Source organism: Flavobacterium sp. CSZ (assembly GCF_015350725.1).
Classification (GTDB): Bacteria; Bacteroidota; Bacteroidia; order Flavobacteriales; family Flavobacteriaceae; genus Flavobacterium.
In genome coordinates, this window is record NZ_JADKPQ010000011.1 from 37,757 (window position 1) to 57,358 (window position 19,602).

Sequence of the window (19,602 nt, forward strand, 5' to 3'; positions counted from 1 at the left end):
ATCGGGATTTCTAAATGATAATATTTTAGGCGTGTCCCTCCGGGCCGGGCTTTCGACTATATCTTTCTATTCCGCTCCGCTACATAAAAGAATACCGCCTCAATCCTTCACGCAAACTGTAAAAAGAGAAAATTCATTTTCAAGAGAAATTTATTAATCATTTGTATGAATAGCCTCCAGCTTTAGCTGGAGGTAATAAATGAAATTCAATCTGGGTTTAGCCGAAAGATAAAGTTTGGCTAAAGCCACTAACATTCTATTATATTTTTCTCCAGTTAAAGCTGGAGCCTATTGAGATTATTTTAAAATCTGCCCAATCTGCTAAATCTGCGAGAGAAAAATTTCAAAATAATTATTTTGTTTTCTCTTCTGCCAACGCTTTATTCAAATCAGCTTTAGCTTCGTTTAATTTCTTTCTTTTTTTATCGATTTTTTCTTGACTTTCTTTGTCTTTAATCGCTTCGTTCAAATCAGCAGTTTTCTCTTTAACTTTTTGTTGTTTTTCTTTTACCTTTTTGTCAAGATCAGAAGTCATATTTTAAGTCTGTTTTTTCTGAGACTTCTTTCAAAACTTTATTTCGTTCTAGAAGAAAATTAGTAAGATGCTTTTCTAAAAATAATATATCGAAAAGTTCCCCGAAAAGTCCAAACGGAGTTTCATATTGTAATTTATCTTTCATTATGGTAATTCCGTTTTCTTCTGCAAAAAAGTGTTCGTGTTTAAACGATTTGAATTTTCCTTCTTCCATTTCATCCACAAAATAATCGTAGAAAGTCATTGCCGTAATTCGGCTTTTGTGTGTGAGATAAAAGCCGAAATGTTTCCCACGCCAGGTTACCGTTTCGTTCAAATTTATTAATCCAGATATTACACCGGCAATTGCTTTTTCGTTTGTAGGACTTGCAGATTTTTGATGAATATCGATGTTTCGCGAAGCATTAAAAACGGTTTGTTTTGGTGCTTTTATTTTGGTTGTGAGATTGATTGTTGTCATTGATTTAAGCTTGTTTTTGCGCAATCTTTGTCATCCGAGGAACCAGGGATCACACTAGAAACTCCGCATAGGATATCGACAATTCTTTGTCGAACTTCGTGTGTGATCCCTCGTTCGGGATGACAAAAGTATGGATAGTTTTAGTGTACTAAATCTCGAAATGCCTCATCAATATCACCAAACTTAAATTCAAACCCATTCTCTAAAAGCCTTTTCGGAATCACATTTCTGCTTTTCAAAACCAATTCTGCTTCTGTGCGAATAAAGAAAGATCCAATTTTAAGGAGAAAAGTATTCACTGGAATCCCGAAAGGAAAACCGACAGCTTTTCTAAGTTTCTTTGTAAAATCAGCATTGCGAATTGGTTTCGGAGAAACAACGTTAATTACTCCTGTAATTTCTTTCTCAATAACAAAATCAACCGCATTGGCAAAATCTTCTTCATGAATCCAACTGATGAATTGATTTCCTTTACCTTGTTTTCCACCAAAACCAATTTTTGCCAAAGTTTTAAGCGGAATAAAAGCACCGCCATTTTTTCCTAAAACAATTGAAGTTCTTAAAGCAGTTTTTAAAGTATTAGGAGTTTCAGTTTTAAAGAATGCTTTTTCCCAGGACAAAGCGACATTTATAGAAAAATCATTTCCGATTTCTCCGTCAACCTCACCCATTTCTTTATCCAGAGAAAAACGATATATTGTAGAAGTTGATGAATTCAGCCAATGTTGTGGCGGTTTTTTGCAATTCAAAACGGCTTTGTTTAAAACCTTTGTACTCTCAATTCGGGATAGTAAGATTTCTTTTTTGTTTTCTTGGGTATAACGACAATCAACTGATTTTCCTGCAAGGTTTATTAGAACCGTTGCATTTTCCAATTCATTTTCCCAACCTGAAAAACTTCTGGCATTCCAGTTTACATATTTTATTCCGTCAATTGTTTGAGATTTTCCACGGGTCAGAATTACAATTTCTTCAAATTTATCTTTGAAATGATTAATTAAAACTTGTCCTAGAAAACCGGTTCCGGCGGCAATAATGAGTTTTTTCATTTGTAAGTGATTTTTTAGCCACGAATTGCACGAATTTTCAATTTGATAATTAAAAAAATATAGTTCGTGAAAATTGGTGAAATTCGTGGCAAACTTTTTTAATATGAAGTTATGCTTTAAAAACCAATCGTTCTTCTTCGTGAGCTTCTTTTGCTTTTCTTTTTCCTCTAAAAAAGAAATATAAGTTGAAGAATAACATGACACCAAGATAGATAGAAAATCCCCCAATTTTGTAGCTCAATCTTTCGACCAGTTCCTGATAAGTATCTTGTCCTAATTGCAATTGTAAAATCATTAAAGCAAAACCAATATTTAAAAGATAAAAGCCGGTTTCAAAAAGTCTGTTGGTTGCTTCGGCAATTTCTTCACGGCCTTTGAAAATATCCAGCATGAAAATTTTTCCGTTTTTAAAAAGTGTTTTAGAAACATAATAAGTAAGGAATAAAGCAACTGGTAAATAAATGCCGTAACCGATTAAGATTTTTGTAGTTTCCATGATATTTGAATTTAAGTGTTATTTGATTAATTTGTCAATGTACTTGGTTAGAATTATAATGTTGAGATAGTGCAAAACTGAAATGATAAAAATTATGATGGCTGTTTTTATCCCGATTGTTTCTATAAGCTGAGTTGAGGATAAGATTTTCTGCCAGGAAATTAGGGTCATCGCACAATAACCAATATTTAAGAGATAATAGCCTAAAAGCAAAACCTGATTTATTTTTTGACAAATATCTGCATGATTAGGAATCAGTTCTGCTACATAAATATTTCCGTTTTTGTAACAAATTTTTCCAACTCTCAAGATGATAAAAATCGTTATGCTGAGATAGATAAAATATCCTGTAATATTAAGATTCATAATTGCCGATTTATAAATTAATGATCGCGAATTTATTATGCCATTTCCTCCAGATCCTTTACAGATTCTAATTTTCTTTTATTCTTAACTGTAATTTTGGAACCTTTCGCAAGAAAAACTGAAGTTGGCTTTATGTTTTGAAGGAATTTAAAATCCTCTCCATATGTTTTTTCAAAATCAATCTCAATTGCATGATTTAAAACTTCATATTGCTCCCATCTTGGATGCTGAACTTCGTATTCGAAAGTGAGGTTTTTTGTGATTTTGGTATAACCAAAATAATGTTCTGTAATAAATTCAGCTTCAGAATCAATTTTAATTTCCGTTAAACCTTTTTTAGTTTCTAATTGAATCGTGTTCCATCTTTCCTGATTCTTCCATTGATAAATGAAAGTATTGGTTGTGTCACCTTCAATAATTTCATGTTTCATTTTCTGAGTTTCATAATGTTCCTGATACAAAGTGTTGGCGATAAAAGTGATTGCTTTTTTAGGAACAATTTCTTTGATGAAAACTACGCCGCGTTTCCATTGGCCGTTTCCGAAACGTTTTACATAGAATCTTAAATTGACTTCTTCAAAATCTGCATGAAATGGCACTTTCAATCCTAAAACTTTGGTGTTTTTGAACATAAAACCAACCAGGCTTATATAACATTTGTTGTTCCAAAGATCTATTTGAGTTCCTGCAGGAACATATTTTTCTAAGATTTTAGCATCAACTTCATAATTGAAAAGTGCTAGGTTTTTCCATTCGGCTTTTAAGAAATTCATTGGTGTGCTTTTTTAAACGTTATATAAGAAAAGTAAATTGCAAGTATTGGAGGTATTGTAACTAAAATTAAGTAAACAAATTCCCATGAAAGTATTAACGCATTCACAAACAACAATAAGAAGAAAAAAATAACCCCGTTTATATAGTTTTGAAGGTTTTTGTCCTGCGGCTCATCGATTAACATTTTTATTCCGAAAATCAATTGAAATAAACCGGTAAGTATTGTTGAAAGTAGACCGCAACAGGCTATTTCTGCACTAGAAATAAGTCCTATTAGAATTAGTAAGATTGGCATGCCAACAAAGAAGTAATTAAGATAATTTATAGCTTTCATAGTTATTGAGTGTTTTAAACTTTCAGAAAAAAATGAAAGTTTTAATTAAATTTTTTTACTTCATTATTTTTAGAACCAAACGACCCAACCAGTTTTCGTTGAATTCTGTCATTTTATCTAGCATATTATCTGCTTTCAAAACGAAATCATACAATTTAGAAGTTTGATCTACAAAATGTTTTTCCTCAGCCGAATTACTGGCATCAATTGTAGAAACTTCCTTTAATATTTTAAGAGCAGGTTTAATTTCTCTTTTGCTTCTTTCTCGGGCAATTTTTACGGCCAATTCGTCAAGATCTTTTTCGGCAGTAAAAAATTCTCTTCTTTCTCCGGCTTTGTATTCTTTATATACAATTCCCCAATCCATCAAAGCTTTTAAATTCATGCTGGTATTGCCGCGGGAAATTTGCAATTCTTCCATAATATCTTCCATAGAAACAGGCTCGTTCGAGACCATTAATAAAGCATGGATTTGCGCCATTGTTTTATTAATTCCCCATTGAGAACCTAATGCTCCCCAGGTTTGTACGAACTTATTTTTTGCTTCTTTGAATTCCATAGATCAAATGTAAGTAAAAGTTTTTAAACTTTCGAAAATAAATGAAAGTTTGATTAAAATAATTGCATTTAATTTTTTTAAATGAGCAGGAATAGGTGTTTTTACGTGCAAAAATATTCTGTGTCATTCATTATCTCATTCATGCCCAATAATTTCCATCCTGTATCATTTTATTAAATATGCCTTTTTATTTGATATAGTTTTGAAATAGAAATCATCCCAAATGCATTATTTAAGATGTTTTTAAAACACTAAGTAATAGCATTAACAAATCAGGTGGAGCAGAAACCACTAAAAAAAACGAGGCGTCCCCGAAAAGCCTTATGAGTAGGAAACCTAAATCAAAAAGTTATGTCAGAATTATTAGCAGGTGCTTATTTAGCAAAAGGCACAATTGGGAATGTTGGAACACCAGGTGCTCCAATCGCTACATTTAGTTTAGTAGTAGTACCATCACAAAATTCAGTTTCAGGTACTGTAGTAATTACTCAGGCTATACCAGGTCCTGATAGCCATATTGTGGTTCAGGTAACAGGAAAAATATATGCAACAGGAATAGGAAATGTTACGAAAGTAGTTAGTCTGCAAGGACAATACGTTCATAGTGTTCCTCCTCCTGCAATTGGATCTTTTTTAGCCAATTTTGATGCTCACTTAGCGATCGATAATGCATGGAACGGAACCGGAGGTTTTTCATATTTCAACCATAATGTTGAAAATGTACCGGTTGCAGCAATAAAAAATTTAAAAGAAGAATTGGTTTAGAAATAAATTTCTCCCCAAAAACAAATTCAACAGGATAATAAAAATTTCCTGACTCGAAAAGAGTTTTGATTTAAAGATCGCCTGACTCAGGCGGTCTTTTTTATTGACTAATCCTGTTATCTGATCAATTTAAACTTATAAAAAAATGAAAAAAAAATACGTTGTTATTAGTTTGCTGCTAATTATCATAGTAGCAGTTGGTTTGTGGCTGTTTCTTTTTAATAAAAATAACGGAATCTATAAAGATGGAGTTACATCTTCTTACGCATCTGCATCAGCTGATTCTTGTAATTGCGAAACAAGTTGGTTTCCACATGAGCAGACTCCAGCTCCAAAAGAAGGGGACGGAAGCCCGTTTGATAGCGAGTCCACTACAAATTGTGATTTTCACCAATGGTCCTGGCAAAAGTTTTTGTGGGTAACAAAACCATTGCCAAGCGGAAATCCTTTCTTTTTAGATTCTCTCGATTTAGTTAGTCCGCAAATGGAAGATGTTGCGCCACAATTAGGACTTAAACTTACGTTGAGTTCTATTAATCAAGCTGGTTTTAGTGCTGTTTTACGTTCTAATCCTAAATTTAATAATGTCGCAGATACGGTGTATTATTCCATTCATATTAATGCGCTGTTAAAAGATAAAGCAGTTTTAATGGCTTCCTTGATCAACAGTGGGAAATTACCTGTTTCTAATTTAGAGACATTTCCGGTTGGAGCTTTAGAATTAAAAGTTTCTTGGATTAATATCGATGCCATTGCAAAAGCACAGCAAAAGGATTATTTTACCACCAAGGCCGCTGTTCAAAACAGCAAAGGGCAATATGTTGAAAAAACCGTTGCATTATTAGGAATGCACGTAGTGGGAGTGGTAAAAAATCATCCTGAATTTATCTGGGCCACTTTTGAACATAAAGATATGGCGCCTGTTTACGATAAGAAAAACAATTCGGTAACGGCTGCAAGCGAAATGTTGTTTTATGGAAAAGGAACAAGTAGGGGTATAGATGGTATCAGATGGCTTAGAGGTGCAACTTCTCCGGTTGTTGCAAATAAAGCTTTTATTCTTTATGAATATGGTGTGCCAAAGGATTTAAACACTGGTGCTTTTATGGCTACAAGTCAGTCAGAACCTGCTAATTTTAATAATATTGAGGATATCAATAAATGTGTAGCATCTAATTTAAAAGATGTTTTTAGAAATTATTTTTATAATGGTTCTATCTGGTTAAATTTTGACGGAGTTTCTTCTGAAAATCAAAAGAAAGCAATTGTAACAAAAAACATTGCAAGTGCGCTTCCGGATTCGTTAGCCAGAGGTTCTGTTAATTTGGCCAACATTACGATGGAAACCTATACACAGACTTTTCAAGATGATATACATAAAATTAACAATAGCAATTTAGCAAATTGTTTCTCTTGTCATCGATCTGCAAACTTTGATAAAGAGAGACCAGGAAAATCTCCTTTGTTTTTAAGTCATTTATTTGGAGACTATTTACTATTTACTAAACCGGCTTTAGCGTCTACCGGTAAAAATGCCAATAAATTAGACAACTCACGTGCAAAACGTATTAAAGAAATAGAAGCATTGAAAACACAACAACTTATAGATTTTATTAATGCTGAAAAGCAAAAAAAATAAATTGTCGGTATTCAGTAAATAATTACGAAACATGACCCGAAAAGCTTTTAACTACGGGAAAAATAATCCAAAATATATAAATTATGTCAAATATAGAAACACTAAGTGCAGGAGCTAATTATACAATTTATTTAAAAAACGAAAGTAATAATGACAAAAACTTCTGGTGTTTTTTAGAAAAACCAGATGGAATATCAGATTATGGCGCTTTTGCAAATTCATCTGCCAATCTATTTGTAATGTCAGGTTATGGCGGAACAAATAAATTTAATATTCCCGCTAAATTCGTTATCGGAGCTGGTGCATCTAATAACGCGGTAGGTTTGGGTGTACGTATTGATTCATCTGTTGTTAATGCAGTTGACTTGCAACAAACCTGGGAGGCTCAGTATGCCTCTATACCACCTAAGCAGGGACCACATTTAAGTTTGATACAAGGTCAAAGAAGTCCCAACAATACTATTGGTTTATTATCTAATTCATTCGATAAAATGAATAACGAAAATGGAGGTTGGTTTAGTAATATGAGTTTTGGTATTGAAACAGAAAATGGATTTATTGGGGTTACCTGGTCTCCATCACCAAATAATCAAAATACTATTACTCCAAAATTTGCATTCTACATATCTACTGGTTCTTATTCAAGTTCTCAGCTTGCTGATTTTGGTACAATTTCTAACCAGGCTGCAAGAATTGAATTGAGTGATTTTAGAAATTCAGAGGTAACGGTTACCTTCACAAGCAGAGGACAGTGGATTGTGCAAGGTGGAAGAGTGCAGTAGTAATCTTCTTTAAAGATTAATCATCTCGTTTTGTTTTATAAGGCCAAAGTAAAATTAAATTTACTTTGGCTTTCTGCATATAGTTTATCTTCTTTTAAGTCACTTTAAGAATTGTAAAGTTATGTTAATTTAGGAAATGAAATTTTGTATTAGATAATGGAAATTTATTTTTGTAAAAATCAAATTTATGGAATTATACTACACCTTTTCAATACTAATTGTATTGGCCTCTTTCTTCGCCTATTTAAATTTAAGATTTTTAAAACTTCCCGGAACTATTGGAATAATGATTATTGCCATGTTGGTTTCCGTAGGCATTCGTCTGTTGGGAGATTCTTATTTTCCGGCCACAACCAAACATTTTTTTGAATTGATAAAAGAATTTGACTTCAACGAAATCTTAATGGGAGCAATGTTGAATTTTCTTTTGTTCGCGGGCGCACTACACGTAAATATGTCTGATCTTAAGGAACAAAAAGTTCCTATTATGATTTATTCTACGGTTAGTGTAGTATTGTCAGCATTGATTATTTCTATGCTACTGTATTATATTTCACCAATTTTAGGCATAAAAATCCCTTATATATTTTGTTTGGTTTTCGGGACATTAATTTCTCCTACTGATCCAATTGTGGTATTGGGGGTTTTAAAACAGGCAAAAGTTCCTAAAAGAATAGAAACCAAAATTGTTGGTGAATCTTTGTTTAATGATGGAGTAGCAGTAGTAATGTTTGCTGTTGTTTTAAAAATGGCAACCGATCCTACATTTGATATGACTTTTGGTTCTATCGCCTGGTTGTTTGCAAAAGAAGGAGTTGGCGGACTTTTATTAGGAGCCGTTTTAGGATATACCGCATCGAGGGTTATGAAGAAAATCGACGATTATAAAGTTTCTGTTCTAATAACGCTTTCCATTGTAATGGGAGGATTTCTAATTGCTCAAAGTTTACACGTTTCAAGTCCGTTGGCGATGGTAGTTGCCGGATTGATTATTGGGAATTATGGTAAAAAAGTAGCCATGAGCGAAGTTACTCAAGATTATTTGGGTAAATTTTGGGAACTTATTGATGAGATATTAAATGCTATTTTATTCTTATTTATTGGTTTTGAGTTGTTATTGCTGCCAGATTTGAATAAACAATTATTAACTGGTTTTGTCGCTATTTTTATAGTGTTATTCGCCAGAATCTTTTCTATCGTTTTACCTTGGAAATTCTTTGATATATTTAAATTTTTCGGAATTAAATCTGCTTACAACAAAGGTTCTTTAATGGTTCTGGTTTGGGGAGGAATTCGTGGAGGAGTTTCTATTGCGTTGGTACTTTCTATGCCAGAGGGAGAATATAAAAACCTGTTGCTGGAAGTAACTTATATTGTGGTACTATTTTCAATTGTAGTTCAGGGACTGACCGTTGGGAAATTAGCCAATAGAGTTTTAGAAAAGGAATAGAGAAAATAGAGTAAAGAATAAAGATTTTATTTTAAGATTGAAAAAGGGCTGTTTCAAAAGTGAGTCAGCCCTTTTTTTTGCTGCTCCAGCGGAGCAGAATATTTATAGCAAATTCCGTTTCCCAATGTTAAAAAGCTCCAGAGGAGCGATATAATTAACCCGATCATTTTTATCGTTTGTCGTCTTTCGAATAATTTGAAACTCCATTGATATCAATTGGATTTCCTAAAAAGTGAGGCTCTCTATTTCTTAAAACATCAAAGAAGGATTTAAAAATAGAACCATATTCTCTGAAAGTTACATATTTGTATCCCAAATATTCTCCATTATTTGCCGAATATCCAACAGATTTTATCCCGAGTTTTTGCCCGATATAAATCGCACGGTTTAAATGATATTCCTGAGAAATTAAAGTCGCTTTTTTGATGTTGAAAATATGCTTGGCACGATACATTGTTGAATAAGTATCAAATCCGGCATAGTCAATAAATATTTTGGTGGTGTCAACTCCATGATTGAAACAGTAATTTTTCATTACTGTTAGTTCATCATGTTCATCACTGCCGTTATCTCCCGAAAGTAAAATTTTATTAATTCGATTTGCTTTGTATAAAGAAATTCCGGCATCAAGACGATCTTTTAAATATTTACTTGGTTGATCTCCGTTTATTCCTGCACCAAAAATAATTCCCACATCGTTTTTAGGGAATTTCTTAATCGAATAATAAATGTTTTTTTTGGTCGAAGATTTCACGTAATAATTTACGGAAACAATAGCAACTAATCCAATAATGGCAAGGTAAAGAATAATTTTAAAATATTTTTTCAAAATTTATTTTGTAAGATTAAGATTTAAAAACACGAAGATAAGTAAATTTATTGTTAGGCAAAATCAAATAAAAAAACCGAAGCGGAAATGCTTCGGTTTATAATCTAAAATCTAAGATTTGAAATCTAAAATTATAATAATCCCGCTCTTTTCAATAAAGCTTCCGGTTTTGGCTCCTGACCTCTAAAACGTTTGTATAAAATCATAGGATGTTCTGTTCCTCCTTTAGAAAGAACATTGTCTTTAAATTTTGTAGCTATTTCATGATTGAAAATACCGTTTTCCTGGAAATATTCAAAAGCATCGGCGTCCAGAACTTCCGCCCATTTGTAGCTGTAATATCCTGAAGAATATCCACCTTGGAAAATATGAGAAAATGCCGTACTCATCGCGTTTTCTTTTACATCAGGATACAATTGTGTGTTGGCAAATTGTTCTGTTTCGAAAGTTTTTAAATCTATAATAGAAGTTGGATCTTGTCCATGCCAAGCCATATCTAATAATCCAAAACTCAACTGACGTAAAGTTGCCAAACCTTCCTGGAAACTGGCACTTTCTTTAATTTTTTGAACATATTCAATCGGAATAATTTCTCCGGTTTCATAATGGTTTGCAAACAAGGCCAAAGCTTCAGGCTCGTAACACCAGTTTTCCATAATCTGACTTGGTAATTCTACAAAATCCCAGAAAACAGAAGTTCCTGATAAACTTGGATATGTTGTATTGGCTAACATTCCGTGTAGACCGTGACCAAATTCGTGAAATAAAGTCGTTACTTCATTAAAAGTCAATAGAGATGGTTTTGTTTCTGTTGGTTTTGTAAAATTACAAACGTTCGAAATATGTGGTCTTTCGTTAACGCCGTCTTTTTTAGATTGCGATTTGAATGACGTCATCCAGGCACCGTTTCTTTTTCCTTTTCTTGGGAAGAAATCAGCATAGAAAATCGAAACTAAATTACCATCAGCATCTGTTACTTCATAAGTCGTAACTTCTTCATGGTATTTATCAATGTCAAAAACTTCGGTAAACGTTAATCCGTATAATTTTTTGGCAACCGTAAAAGCGCCGTTTAATACTTTTTCTAATTGAAAATAAGGTTTTAGTTTCTCATCGTCTAAATTAAAAAGTTGTTGTTTTAATTTTTCAGAATAATAAGCACCATCCCATTTTTCTAATTGTTCGATTCCGTCCAGTTCTTTGGCGAAAGCCGTTAATTCAGCAAATTCTTTTTGAGCGGCAGGTTTTGCTTTAGCTAATAAATCATTCAAAAAAGAGAAAACTTTCTCCGGACTTTCGGCCATTCTTTCTTCCAAAACAAAATGAGCATGAGTTTTATATCCTAATAAATTAGCTCTTTCGAAACGTAATTTGGCAATTTTCAAGACATTTTCCTGATTGTCGAATTCGTTATTCTGAAATGCTTTTGCGCCAAAAGCAATCGCCATTTTTTTACGCAATTCACGATTATCTGCATAAGTCAAAAACGGAACATAACTTGGATGATCTAAGGTGAAAATCCAACCTTCTTTTTCCTGGCTTTTAGCCAATAATCTGGCAGCTTCAATTGTTCCTTCCGGTAATCCGGCTAAATCTTTTTCATTAGTCAAATGCAATTCGAAAGCATTGGTTTCAGCCAAAACATTTTCACCAAATTGTAAACTTAACTTCGATAATTCTTTGTCGATTTCGCGAAGTTTATCTTTTTTGTCTTCTGGTAAATTCGCTCCGTTTCTCGAAAAGCTTTTATATTTTTTATCTAAAAGGGTAGTTTGTTCCGGATTTAGATTTAATGTTTCTTTTTGGTCGTAAACGGCTTTTATTTTAGCAAACAAAGCTGCGTTTAGTGTAATGTCGTTACCGAATTCAGACAATAAAGGGGAAACTTCCTGAGCGATTTTTTGCATTTCGTCACTCGTTTCAGCCGAATTTAAATTGAAGAAAACACTAGAAAGACGATCTAAGATATCCCCTGAAAAATCCATCGCAACCACAGTGTTTTCAAAAGTTGGTGCTTCGGGATTGTTTACGATAGCATCAATTTCGGCTTTAGCCAAAGTAATTCCTTCCTGAAAAGCCGGAAGATAATCTTCAATCTTAATTTGCGAAAAAGGAGCTGTGTTATGTTTGGTTGTGAATTTTGAAAGTAAAACGTTCATTATAATGTAATTATTTATATTAATTGAAGTCAGATTTTTGAATTCCAAAGATAGTAATTTATAAAAATCTAATGGTCTATACAAAATCGATTCTGGGCATAAAATCCTCTTAAATTGTGTTATAGATATGTTATTTATTTCTGTAAGGGTTTTAAAAAGCGTAAATTGAAAAAATACGTTTAGAATATAAAATGCTAATCAGAAATTGTAAAACAGAAAAATGATGAATTATCAAGTTGTAATAAAGATTATAGATACAGTTAATGAAGTAGAAGGATATTGGTCTGATGAAGATCTTGTTGAGTTATTAGAAAAATTCAATTATCCTGATGGGGCAACAGCAGATAAAGCGAGTTTACCGGAATTGTTAGAAATGGCTATTTCTGATTACGAACCTAACGAAGCTGCCGAAATAGTTTTGAAATATAAATTTCCTGATCGATTAAGCGACGGACAAATTGAGCAAATATCGCACAATATGTTGATTGATAAAGTTTGTGAGGAATATCCCGAAATAGACATGCAGGGAACTTTGTTTCACATCAACCAATTACTTTTTAAAGCTTATAATGGAAAATTCCCGAATGCAAAAGCTTCTATTGTCCATTTTTCTATGACACCAACTGATGGTGAAGTACAAAAACTGACAGCCGAAAATGTGCTGAAATTATTGAACAATGGTTTATCTGATAGAAATCTTATCAAAAGATTATTTGAAAATCAAATCTCTCAAAATATTCCGTTTCCTGAAGCTGAAGCTATTGTTTGGGAATTGACAACAGAAGATAATATGAACTATAATCTCGTTACGTCAGAAAACTGGATAAATAAAGAAGATATAACTGAATATGAATTTGAATCTGTTCTCGAGGATATCGAAGAAGAAGCGTAATTTCAAAAAAGAATACTAAAAAAAACAAAGGCTTTCAGTTACGGAAGTCTTTGTTTTTTTTAGTATTCTATTGAGTTACAGCTTATACTGAAAACTGCGACTGAAAACTGAAAACTATTTCAATCCTTCAGCTGCTTTATTAACCGCTGCTTTCAATTCTTCTTTATATGTGATAATCGTATCCAATACTTTTTTATCATGACTTCCGATGATTTGCGCAGCTAGAATTCCGGCATTTTTGGCTCCGTTTAAAGCTACAGTTGCAACCGGAACTCCGCCTGGCATTTGCAGAATCGATAAAACCGAATCCCATCCATCGATAGAATTACTTGATTTTACTGGAACTCCAATTACAGGAAGCGGCGACATTGACGCAACCATTCCAGGTAAATGTGCAGCTCCTCCGGCTCCGGCAATAATTACCGAAATTCCTCGTGTATGTGCATTTTTACTAAAGTCGAATAATTTTTCCGGCGTTCTGTGTGCCGAAACGATATCTACTTCAGTTTCTATATTGAATTGTTTTAATATGTCGATGGCATCCTGCATGACTGGCATGTCTGAGATGCTTCCCATTATAATGGCTACTTTGCTCATAGATTTTTTGTTTGTTTAATTTTGTTTCAAGTTTCAAGTTTCAAGTTTCAGGTTTCAGGTTTTTGTTGAGACTGAAAACTTGACTGCGACCGGGACTGAAAACTATATACTTATTACTTTAATAGTGTTCTTAACATCCTCAGCAATTCTTCTGGCTTCGTTCATGTTTTCGTTGACGATGGTAACGTGCCCCATTTTTCTAAAAGGTCGTGTTTGTTTTTTACCGTAAATATGTGGTGTAACGCCATCCCAACCTAAAATGGTTTCGATATTTTCATAAACAACATCTCCAGAGAAACCTTCGGCACCCACTAAATTTACCATAACTCCGGCAACTTTACTGTCTGTATTTCCTAACGGAAGATCCAGAATGGCACGTAAATGATTTTCGAATTGTGAGGTATAACTTGCTTCGATAGAATAATGACCAGAATTGTGTGGGCGAGGGGCAACTTCGTTTACCAGAATTTCATCTTCATGAGTTTGGAACATTTCAACTGCCAAAAGACCAACATGGTTAAATTTCTCCGAAACATTCAAAGCAATTGCTCTTGCTTTTTCGGCCACTTTCTCATCGATTCTGGCTGGACATATTACGTATTCTACCTGATTGGCTTCCGGATGAAACTCCATTTCTACAACCGGATATGTTTTTATTTCTCCTGATGGGTTTCTGACTACGATAACCGCCAATTCGTTTTTGAATGGAACCATTGTTTCAGCAATGCATTCTACATTTGGTAAATCATCCATATCAGAAATCTGACGAATGACTTTTACACCGTTTCCGTCGTAACCAAACTCAGTACATTTCCATACAAAAGGAATCGTGATTTCGTTATTTCCAACTGATTTTTGCAAATGTGACGGGCTTTCAAATCGTAAATATGCAGCTGTTGGAATATTACTTTGAGTATAAAAATCTTTTTGAACTCCCTTATTCTGAATTCCTTTTAAGGTTTTTGGAGAAGGATATACTTTTAGACCTTCGTTTTCTAGTTGCGTTAAAGCCTCAAGATTGACCAATTCGATTTCGAAAGTCAGAACGTCGACTTGTTTTCCAAAATTGTACACTGTTTCATAATCCATCAAATCGCCCTGGAAGAATTTATTACAGGCAATTTTACTCGGAGCTTCATCGCTCGGATCTAAAACATAAGTTTGTATGTCAAATTTTCGAGTGTCAGACAATAGCATTTTTCCTAATTGTCCGCCACCTAATATTCCTAATTTAAAATCAGAAGAAAAATAGTTCATTGTAGTTGTGTTTTTGCAAAGATACTTTTTAATCTTTTTTTGCCACAATATGGAGTAAGATTATTTTTTTTGCCGCGAATTACACAAATTTTTAAGCTTCAATTTTTGAGAAAATATAATTCGTAAAATTCGTGGCGAGCTATAAAAAAAAACATTCTAATCTTTTTAATCTGTGGCTAAAAATTTAACCGCAAAGAGTTCGCAAAGTCTATATAATGAGGCTATAAATAGCGGCTAAGGTCACAAAGCAGTATGTTTAAAATTTTGCAGATTAAAAATGCGAGCTAATTTGTGAAATTCGTGGCAAATTCTAAAAGTTTACTTTTCAATCTTCTTCAAAACTTCTTTAGCGACAGCTTTATAAGCCGCAGAATGATCTCCGTAATCTTTGTTTAGGATAATTTGCAATTCAGGATGAATCCAGTCGTAATGATTTCCCAGAACATACAATGTTCTTATAGAATACGCTTTTGTGGCGACTTTTACATCATTAATTAACCAATCAAAAGAAACTTCGATGCAATCCTGCAGGTTTTCTTGGGAAAGTGAGACACTGTCATCGTTTTTCTTATAATGTGATTTTACTAAAAGCTGAACCACTTTTGCAATTGGCCTTATTGAACTTTCATCCTTTAGAACTTTCAAATTAGAGCATAAAAAATTAAGATGAGGTTGTAGCCAGATCAATTCTTCATAGGATACAAATTCTAAAATCCAACAGGCTTTATGATTGTTTTTGTCTTCGGGTGAAAAACAAATCGAAACCAATTCTTCAAATAAATGCTGGTTTTCTAAAACATACTGAGCCGCCATGAGTCGGTTTTCTCTGTAAGCATTTACATAGTGTAGTTTTGCTTGTAATTCAGATGACATTTTTTTCGATTTAGGACACATCTAAAATAAGTAATTTAGTGAAATAGTTCCATAATAATTTACAGGAAGTCCCGGATAATAATATCTCGGACTTGCATTCCCGACCGCAACGGCATTGGGCAAAATCATCGAGGCATATTTTTCATCCATAACATTATTAATGCCAAAAGCTAAATTGGTATTTAAATTAGGACGAATTTCAAAACGATAACCTGTTTTTAAGTTGATTATGCTATAAGAATCTGAATATAAAGAATTGGCATCATTCAGCGGAATTTTATCTGTAAACTGATAATCGGCAGAAAAATAAATACCCAAAGAAGTATTTAAAATGAATCCCGCATTCACTTTATTCGCTGAAACTCCGGTCAATTTATTTCCGGAATAATCATTTCCGTTATCGACAAAATCTTTAAATTCATATTTGCCTAACGAAGCAGCAACAAAAGAATTCAAAGTAAAAAAGCGATTAATGATCCAATTGTGTTTTGCCAGGATTTCGATTCCTTCATGAAATGTTTTGCCGGCATTTATACCTTCGTATTGATCGTCGCCGATTCTTTTGGCTACCAATAAATCTTTTATTTCCATTCGGTAAACCGCAAATTCAGTATAAAGATTTTTATTAAAGAAATAGAATTTTCCACCCGCCTCAAAATTATAACCACTTTCAGGTTTTATATCCGGATTAATATTTCCTGTACTGGTAAGTGTTTCTTCAGTAGCAGGCAATGAAAATCCGCGGCTTGCAGAAAAGTATAAAGTTCGTTCATCGGTAGGTTTAAATAGAAAAGACAATTGGGGAGAAAAAATCCCATCATAGCTGTATTTCTCAGTTGCCGTTTTATTAGGGAGAAAGTTGGTTAGTTCAAAATGAGTTTCATTATAATTTAATGCCGCCTGAATTTCGAATTGATTTGAAAGTAACGTTCTGATTTGCGAAAAAATATTATAAAAATGCCTTTTCTGATCGGTTTCAGTAAGCTGATTCCCTTGTAAACTTCCTTGTCCGTTATTGTTTTTGTAAAGATTTTCGAAAGTATTTCCGCTATAATTATCCGTAAAATATTCAATCCCGGCAATGAACTGATTTTCTATTCTACCAATTTTAAAATCCCCAGAAAATTGAGTTCTTCCGCCGGTTCCAAAAGTATACTGACGTAAAATATCAAAAGGACGAGGTTCGTTACTATCCTTATAATTAATAAAAATTGAAGTTGAATTATTCAGATGATCATTAATTTTAAAATCATATGCCAATCCCGCCAAAGTCGATTTGTATTTCTTAAAACCTTTTGAAGCCACCCAGGTTGGAGCGCCCAATTCTGGATTATTATCAAAAACTTCTTTAGTAATAGAACTTGGGATGTACGCTTTCAGATAAGTATAATTCGTAAAATATGTCAGCTTGTTGTTTTCTTTCCTAAATAATTCTCCGGCAAGTGTAATTCCTTCACGCTTGTACGAACTATTTTCTCGCCATCCGTCAGTTTTAAGATTGTGGTAACTGATATTTAAACTCGAGCTTTTCTCCGTCAGACTATAATTCAGACTGTTTTTAAGTAATCCAAACGAACCAAAAACACTACTTACGCTGGCATTTTCTCCATTTGTTTTCGAAAGCTGAGGTGAAATTAGAATCGCACCGCCCAAACCCGCGCCGTAAATACTCGAAAGCGGACCTTTAATAACTTCGATTTGCCCAATGTTTTCAAGATCGATATCATCAATAACCGTTTCGCTGTTTCCGGAAGTCAGTGGAATACTGCCATAAAAAGCCCTGATTTTATTGGTTCCGTAAGGAGATCTTGCGCCAATACCACGAATCGAAATTCGAGTAGTTGTAAAATTCGATGACTGCATAAAAACTCCCGGGATTGTATTAATTACCGTAGTGATATCTGTTGCGTTATTTTGCAGAAGATCTTTTTTGGATAAAATCCCAATAGAGGCCGGTGTATTCTGCAAGCGATTATTAACATGAAGAGAACTTATAATGACTTCATCTAATTTTTGAGTTTTTACAGAATCTATAGTTTTGCTTTCTTTTTCTTGTGCCTTGCTATTTTGAAAAACACAAAACACAAGAAAGAAAAAACAATATTTTTTTAAAATCATAAAAGAGTTTTGATCAGTTTTTGCGCATAATTATAAACACATAGAAACATAGCTTTTGATGACTTAAAAAGGCGTTTCACTTAGCATTAATGCACATAGCTATGTAAAAGAAATGTGTTTCTTTTCAATGACCTTTTCGCAAAATAAAACCTATGTTCTATGCGTTTAAAATTATTCGCGTAAAGTTTGGAAATTGGAATTTAAAAGAATTGGAATTTAATATTATTTATTAACAGTAACCTTCCAAATTGTATTTCCACTATCATCATTCACCAAAAGCGATCCGTCTGGAGTAACTGTAACTGCAACCGGACGTCCGTAAACTTCGGCTTTTTGTTCATTAGAAATAAAACCAGTTAAAAAATCCTCAGGTTTTCCAGAAGGTTTTCCTTTCGCAAAAGGAACAAATACCACTTTATAACCCGATATTTTGGCGCGATTCCAGGAACCATGCTGTCCTAAGAAAATTCCGTTTTTGTATTTTGCAGGAAAATCATCTTTAGTATAAAAAGCCAATCCTAATGAAGCCGTATGAGCACCAACCGGAACATCCGGCACAATAGCTTTGGCTACTAAATCTTTGCGTTCGCCTTTCATTCTTGGATCAGGAATATTTCCGTAATACGAATAAGGCCAACCGTAAAAACCATCTCTTTTTACACTCGTTACATAATCAGGAACAAGATCATCGCCCAATTCGTCACGTTCGTTCACAGCAGTCCAAAGCTCCTTGTTTGCCGGATTCCAGTCCATTCCAACAGGATTTCTAAGTCCGGCAGCATAAACTTTTTCTCCGGTTCCGTCAGGATTAATTTCTAATATATCAGCTCGACGTACTTCTTTATCCATTCCGTTTTCGCCCACATTACTTCCTGAACCAACCGAAACGTAAATTTTGGTTCCTTCAGAATTAGCAATTATATTTCTTGTCCAGTGATTGTTGTAACCTCCGGCAGGAAGTTCAAGAATTTTAGTTCCTTTGGTTTCTAATTTTAACGGATTGTTTTTATAAGGATATCTGTACAATCCGTCTGTATTGGCAATATAGAAAAAGTCTTTTAGCACCAGCATTCCAAAAGGTTTGTTTAAGTCTTTTATAAAAACTTCGCGAGTTTCAAACTTCCCGTCTTTATCTTTGTCACGCAAAACAGTAATTTGATTTTTACTGGTTCTTGTTCCGCTTTCTACAACAAAAATATCATTGTTTGGAGCAATATAAGTCCAACGCGGATTTTCGAAACCATCCGCAAATTTTGTAACGGTAAAACCTTCGGGCGCGATTGGTGTTTTTCCTTCAGGCCAGCCAATAACTTTACTGTTGTTTGTTTTAGATTCTGTTGCATATGGCGGAGGCAAAGTCAGGTCGCCCACTGCTGTTTTTACAACCGTATTAGGTTGCTTGCTAAGCGCTTCTTTTTCTTCTTTTTTTACCTGTCCGTTGCAGGCTGTTAGTATAGCTAGTAGGGATATCGAAAATAGTTGCGTGGTATTTTTCATTATAGTTTTGGGTTAAATATTTATAGAACAACAATTTAGTAAAATTAAAAATGTTTTTAAGAAAAGATTTGTAAATATTATGTGATATTTAACATTCTTAAAAAAATATGTGTCCAGCCTATTTTGATACTTACACTTTAGTTCTAATTCTGTATCTTTGCCCATTATTTT

Annotated in this window: 20 protein-coding genes; 5 read left to right on the forward strand and 15 right to left on the reverse strand. The window is 33.6% G+C overall.

All coding sequences use genetic code 11. From position 1 onward, the window contains the following. Positions 1–352 precede the first annotated feature (352 nt). The 8 genes from IRZ78_RS13820 to IRZ78_RS13855 all read right to left on the reverse strand — a co-directional run bounded on the left by IRZ78_RS13820 (position 353) and on the right by IRZ78_RS13855 (position 4,573). Positions 353–535, reverse strand: coding sequence for a DUF1090 family protein (locus IRZ78_RS13820; protein WP_194617117.1), 183 nt, complete (start codon positions 533–535; stop codon positions 353–355). Beyond that, positions 525–995, reverse strand: a complete 471-nt coding sequence (locus IRZ78_RS13825) for an SRPBCC family protein (protein WP_194617118.1) — start codon at positions 993–995, stop codon at positions 525–527. Before IRZ78_RS13825 ends, IRZ78_RS13820 begins: the two co-directional genes overlap by 11 nt. A gap of 140 nt (positions 996–1,135) precedes the next feature. After that, positions 1,136–2,044 carry a TIGR01777 family oxidoreductase gene (locus IRZ78_RS13830; RefSeq protein ID WP_194617119.1) on the reverse strand — a complete coding sequence of 303 codons (909 nt, stop codon included), beginning with the start codon at positions 2,042–2,044 and terminating at the stop codon, positions 1,136–1,138. Positions 2,045–2,153: 109 nt separating this feature from the next. Continuing rightward, positions 2,154–2,540 (reverse strand): hypothetical protein, encoded by a 387-nt coding sequence (locus tag IRZ78_RS13835; protein ID WP_194617120.1) that lies wholly within the window; start codon positions 2,538–2,540, stop codon positions 2,154–2,156. An 18-nt stretch (positions 2,541–2,558) separates the two neighbouring features. Next, a complete protein-coding gene (locus tag IRZ78_RS13840) occupies positions 2,559–2,906 on the reverse strand; it encodes a hypothetical protein (RefSeq protein WP_194617121.1) in 348 nt (115 codons plus the stop codon). 35 nt (positions 2,907–2,941) lie between these two features. After that, on the reverse strand, positions 2,942–3,679 hold the full coding sequence (locus IRZ78_RS13845; protein ID WP_194617122.1) for a DUF2071 domain-containing protein: 738 nt from the start codon (positions 3,677–3,679) through the stop codon (positions 2,942–2,944). Continuing rightward, positions 3,676–4,014 (reverse strand): hypothetical protein, encoded by a 339-nt coding sequence (locus tag IRZ78_RS13850; protein ID WP_194617123.1) that lies wholly within the window; start codon positions 4,012–4,014, stop codon positions 3,676–3,678. Before IRZ78_RS13850 ends, IRZ78_RS13845 begins: the two co-directional genes overlap by 4 nt. Before the next feature lie 55 nt (positions 4,015–4,069). Then, entirely contained in the window at positions 4,070–4,573 is a 504-nt protein-coding gene (locus tag IRZ78_RS13855; RefSeq protein ID WP_194617124.1) for a MarR family transcriptional regulator, read from the reverse strand. Positions 4,574–4,924: 351 nt separating this feature from the next. Between IRZ78_RS13855 and IRZ78_RS13860 the strand changes: the two genes are divergently transcribed. The 4 genes from IRZ78_RS13860 to IRZ78_RS13875 all read left to right on the forward strand — a co-directional run bounded on the left by IRZ78_RS13860 (position 4,925) and on the right by IRZ78_RS13875 (position 9,209). Next, the gene (locus IRZ78_RS13860; protein WP_194617125.1) at positions 4,925–5,338 is read left to right on the forward strand and encodes a DUF1842 domain-containing protein; all 414 of its coding nucleotides are present in this window, start codon (positions 4,925–4,927) and stop codon (positions 5,336–5,338) included. A gap of 145 nt (positions 5,339–5,483) precedes the next feature. Beyond that, on the forward strand, positions 5,484–6,977 hold the full coding sequence (locus IRZ78_RS13865) for a hypothetical protein (protein WP_194617126.1): 1,494 nt from the start codon (positions 5,484–5,486) through the stop codon (positions 6,975–6,977). 83 nt (positions 6,978–7,060) lie between these two features. After that, entirely contained in the window at positions 7,061–7,759 is a 699-nt protein-coding gene (locus IRZ78_RS13870; RefSeq protein WP_194617127.1) for a hypothetical protein, read from the forward strand. 187 nt (positions 7,760–7,946) lie between these two features. Beyond that, positions 7,947–9,209 (forward strand): sodium:proton antiporter, encoded by a 1,263-nt coding sequence (locus IRZ78_RS13875; RefSeq protein ID WP_194617128.1) that lies wholly within the window; start codon positions 7,947–7,949, stop codon positions 9,207–9,209. Positions 9,210–9,378: 169 nt separating this feature from the next. Here IRZ78_RS13875 and IRZ78_RS13880 read toward each other — a convergent pair whose 3' ends face one another. Then, positions 9,379–10,038 carry an ElyC/SanA/YdcF family protein gene (locus IRZ78_RS13880; RefSeq protein WP_194617129.1) on the reverse strand — a complete coding sequence of 220 codons (660 nt, stop codon included), beginning with the start codon at positions 10,036–10,038 and terminating at the stop codon, positions 9,379–9,381. 131 nt (positions 10,039–10,169) lie between these two features. Beyond that, entirely contained in the window at positions 10,170–12,197 is a 2,028-nt protein-coding gene (locus tag IRZ78_RS13885) for a M3 family metallopeptidase (protein WP_194617130.1), read from the reverse strand. A gap of 220 nt (positions 12,198–12,417) precedes the next feature. Between IRZ78_RS13885 and IRZ78_RS13890 the strand changes: the two genes are divergently transcribed. Further along, positions 12,418–13,089, forward strand: coding sequence for a hypothetical protein (locus tag IRZ78_RS13890; protein ID WP_228520484.1), 672 nt, complete (start codon positions 12,418–12,420; stop codon positions 13,087–13,089). A 114-nt stretch (positions 13,090–13,203) separates the two neighbouring features. Here the strand turns inward: IRZ78_RS13890 and purE are convergent, their stop codons facing one another. From purE to IRZ78_RS13915, 5 genes are all read right to left on the reverse strand, one after another. Then, entirely contained in the window at positions 13,204–13,686 is a 483-nt protein-coding gene (gene purE, locus IRZ78_RS13895; RefSeq protein WP_194617131.1) for a 5-(carboxyamino)imidazole ribonucleotide mutase, read from the reverse strand. Between the two features lie 102 nt (positions 13,687–13,788). Next, entirely contained in the window at positions 13,789–14,943 is a 1,155-nt protein-coding gene (locus IRZ78_RS13900; protein WP_194617132.1) for a 5-(carboxyamino)imidazole ribonucleotide synthase, read from the reverse strand. Between the two features lie 318 nt (positions 14,944–15,261). Continuing rightward, the gene (locus IRZ78_RS13905; RefSeq protein WP_194617133.1) at positions 15,262–15,816 is read right to left on the reverse strand and encodes a hypothetical protein; all 555 of its coding nucleotides are present in this window, start codon (positions 15,814–15,816) and stop codon (positions 15,262–15,264) included. 21 nt (positions 15,817–15,837) lie between these two features. Then, the gene (locus tag IRZ78_RS13910) at positions 15,838–17,934 is read right to left on the reverse strand and encodes a TonB-dependent receptor (RefSeq protein ID WP_194617134.1); all 2,097 of its coding nucleotides are present in this window, start codon (positions 17,932–17,934) and stop codon (positions 15,838–15,840) included. A 222-nt stretch (positions 17,935–18,156) separates the two neighbouring features. Next, positions 18,157–19,431, reverse strand: coding sequence for a sorbosone dehydrogenase family protein (locus IRZ78_RS13915; RefSeq protein WP_194617135.1), 1,275 nt, complete (start codon positions 19,429–19,431; stop codon positions 18,157–18,159). Positions 19,432–19,602: the final 171 nt, after the last annotated feature.

Coding starts and splice junctions, on each gene's coding strand:
- IRZ78_RS13820 (WP_194617117.1), bottom strand. CDS start 535: ATGACTTCTGATCTTGACAAAAAGGTAAAAGAAAAACAACAAAAAGTT.
- IRZ78_RS13825 (WP_194617118.1), bottom strand. CDS start 995: ATGACAACAATCAATCTCACAACCAAAATAAAAGCACCAAAACAAACC.
- IRZ78_RS13830 (WP_194617119.1), bottom strand. CDS start 2,044: ATGAAAAAACTCATTATTGCCGCCGGAACCGGTTTTCTAGGACAAGTT.
- IRZ78_RS13835 (WP_194617120.1), bottom strand. CDS start 2,540: ATGGAAACTACAAAAATCTTAATCGGTTACGGCATTTATTTACCAGTT.
- IRZ78_RS13840 (WP_194617121.1), bottom strand. CDS start 2,906: ATGAATCTTAATATTACAGGATATTTTATCTATCTCAGCATAACGATT.
- IRZ78_RS13845 (WP_194617122.1), bottom strand. CDS start 3,679: ATGAATTTCTTAAAAGCCGAATGGAAAAACCTAGCACTTTTCAATTAT.
- IRZ78_RS13850 (WP_194617123.1), bottom strand. CDS start 4,014: ATGAAAGCTATAAATTATCTTAATTACTTCTTTGTTGGCATGCCAATC.
- IRZ78_RS13855 (WP_194617124.1), bottom strand. CDS start 4,573: ATGGAATTCAAAGAAGCAAAAAATAAGTTCGTACAAACCTGGGGAGCA.
- IRZ78_RS13860 (WP_194617125.1), top strand. CDS start 4,925: ATGTCAGAATTATTAGCAGGTGCTTATTTAGCAAAAGGCACAATTGGG.
- IRZ78_RS13865 (WP_194617126.1), top strand. CDS start 5,484: ATGAAAAAAAAATACGTTGTTATTAGTTTGCTGCTAATTATCATAGTA.
- IRZ78_RS13870 (WP_194617127.1), top strand. CDS start 7,061: ATGTCAAATATAGAAACACTAAGTGCAGGAGCTAATTATACAATTTAT.
- IRZ78_RS13875 (WP_194617128.1), top strand. CDS start 7,947: ATGGAATTATACTACACCTTTTCAATACTAATTGTATTGGCCTCTTTC.
- IRZ78_RS13885 (WP_194617130.1), bottom strand. CDS start 12,197: ATGAACGTTTTACTTTCAAAATTCACAACCAAACATAACACAGCTCCT.
- IRZ78_RS13890 (WP_228520484.1), top strand. CDS start 12,418: ATGATGAATTATCAAGTTGTAATAAAGATTATAGATACAGTTAATGAA.
- purE (WP_194617131.1), bottom strand. CDS start 13,686: ATGAGCAAAGTAGCCATTATAATGGGAAGCATCTCAGACATGCCAGTC.
- IRZ78_RS13900 (WP_194617132.1), bottom strand. CDS start 14,943: ATGAACTATTTTTCTTCTGATTTTAAATTAGGAATATTAGGTGGCGGA.
- IRZ78_RS13905 (WP_194617133.1), bottom strand. CDS start 15,816: ATGTCATCTGAATTACAAGCAAAACTACACTATGTAAATGCTTACAGA.
- IRZ78_RS13910 (WP_194617134.1), bottom strand. CDS start 17,934: ATGATTTTAAAAAAATATTGTTTTTTCTTTCTTGTGTTTTGTGTTTTT.
- IRZ78_RS13915 (WP_194617135.1), bottom strand. CDS start 19,431: ATGAAAAATACCACGCAACTATTTTCGATATCCCTACTAGCTATACTA.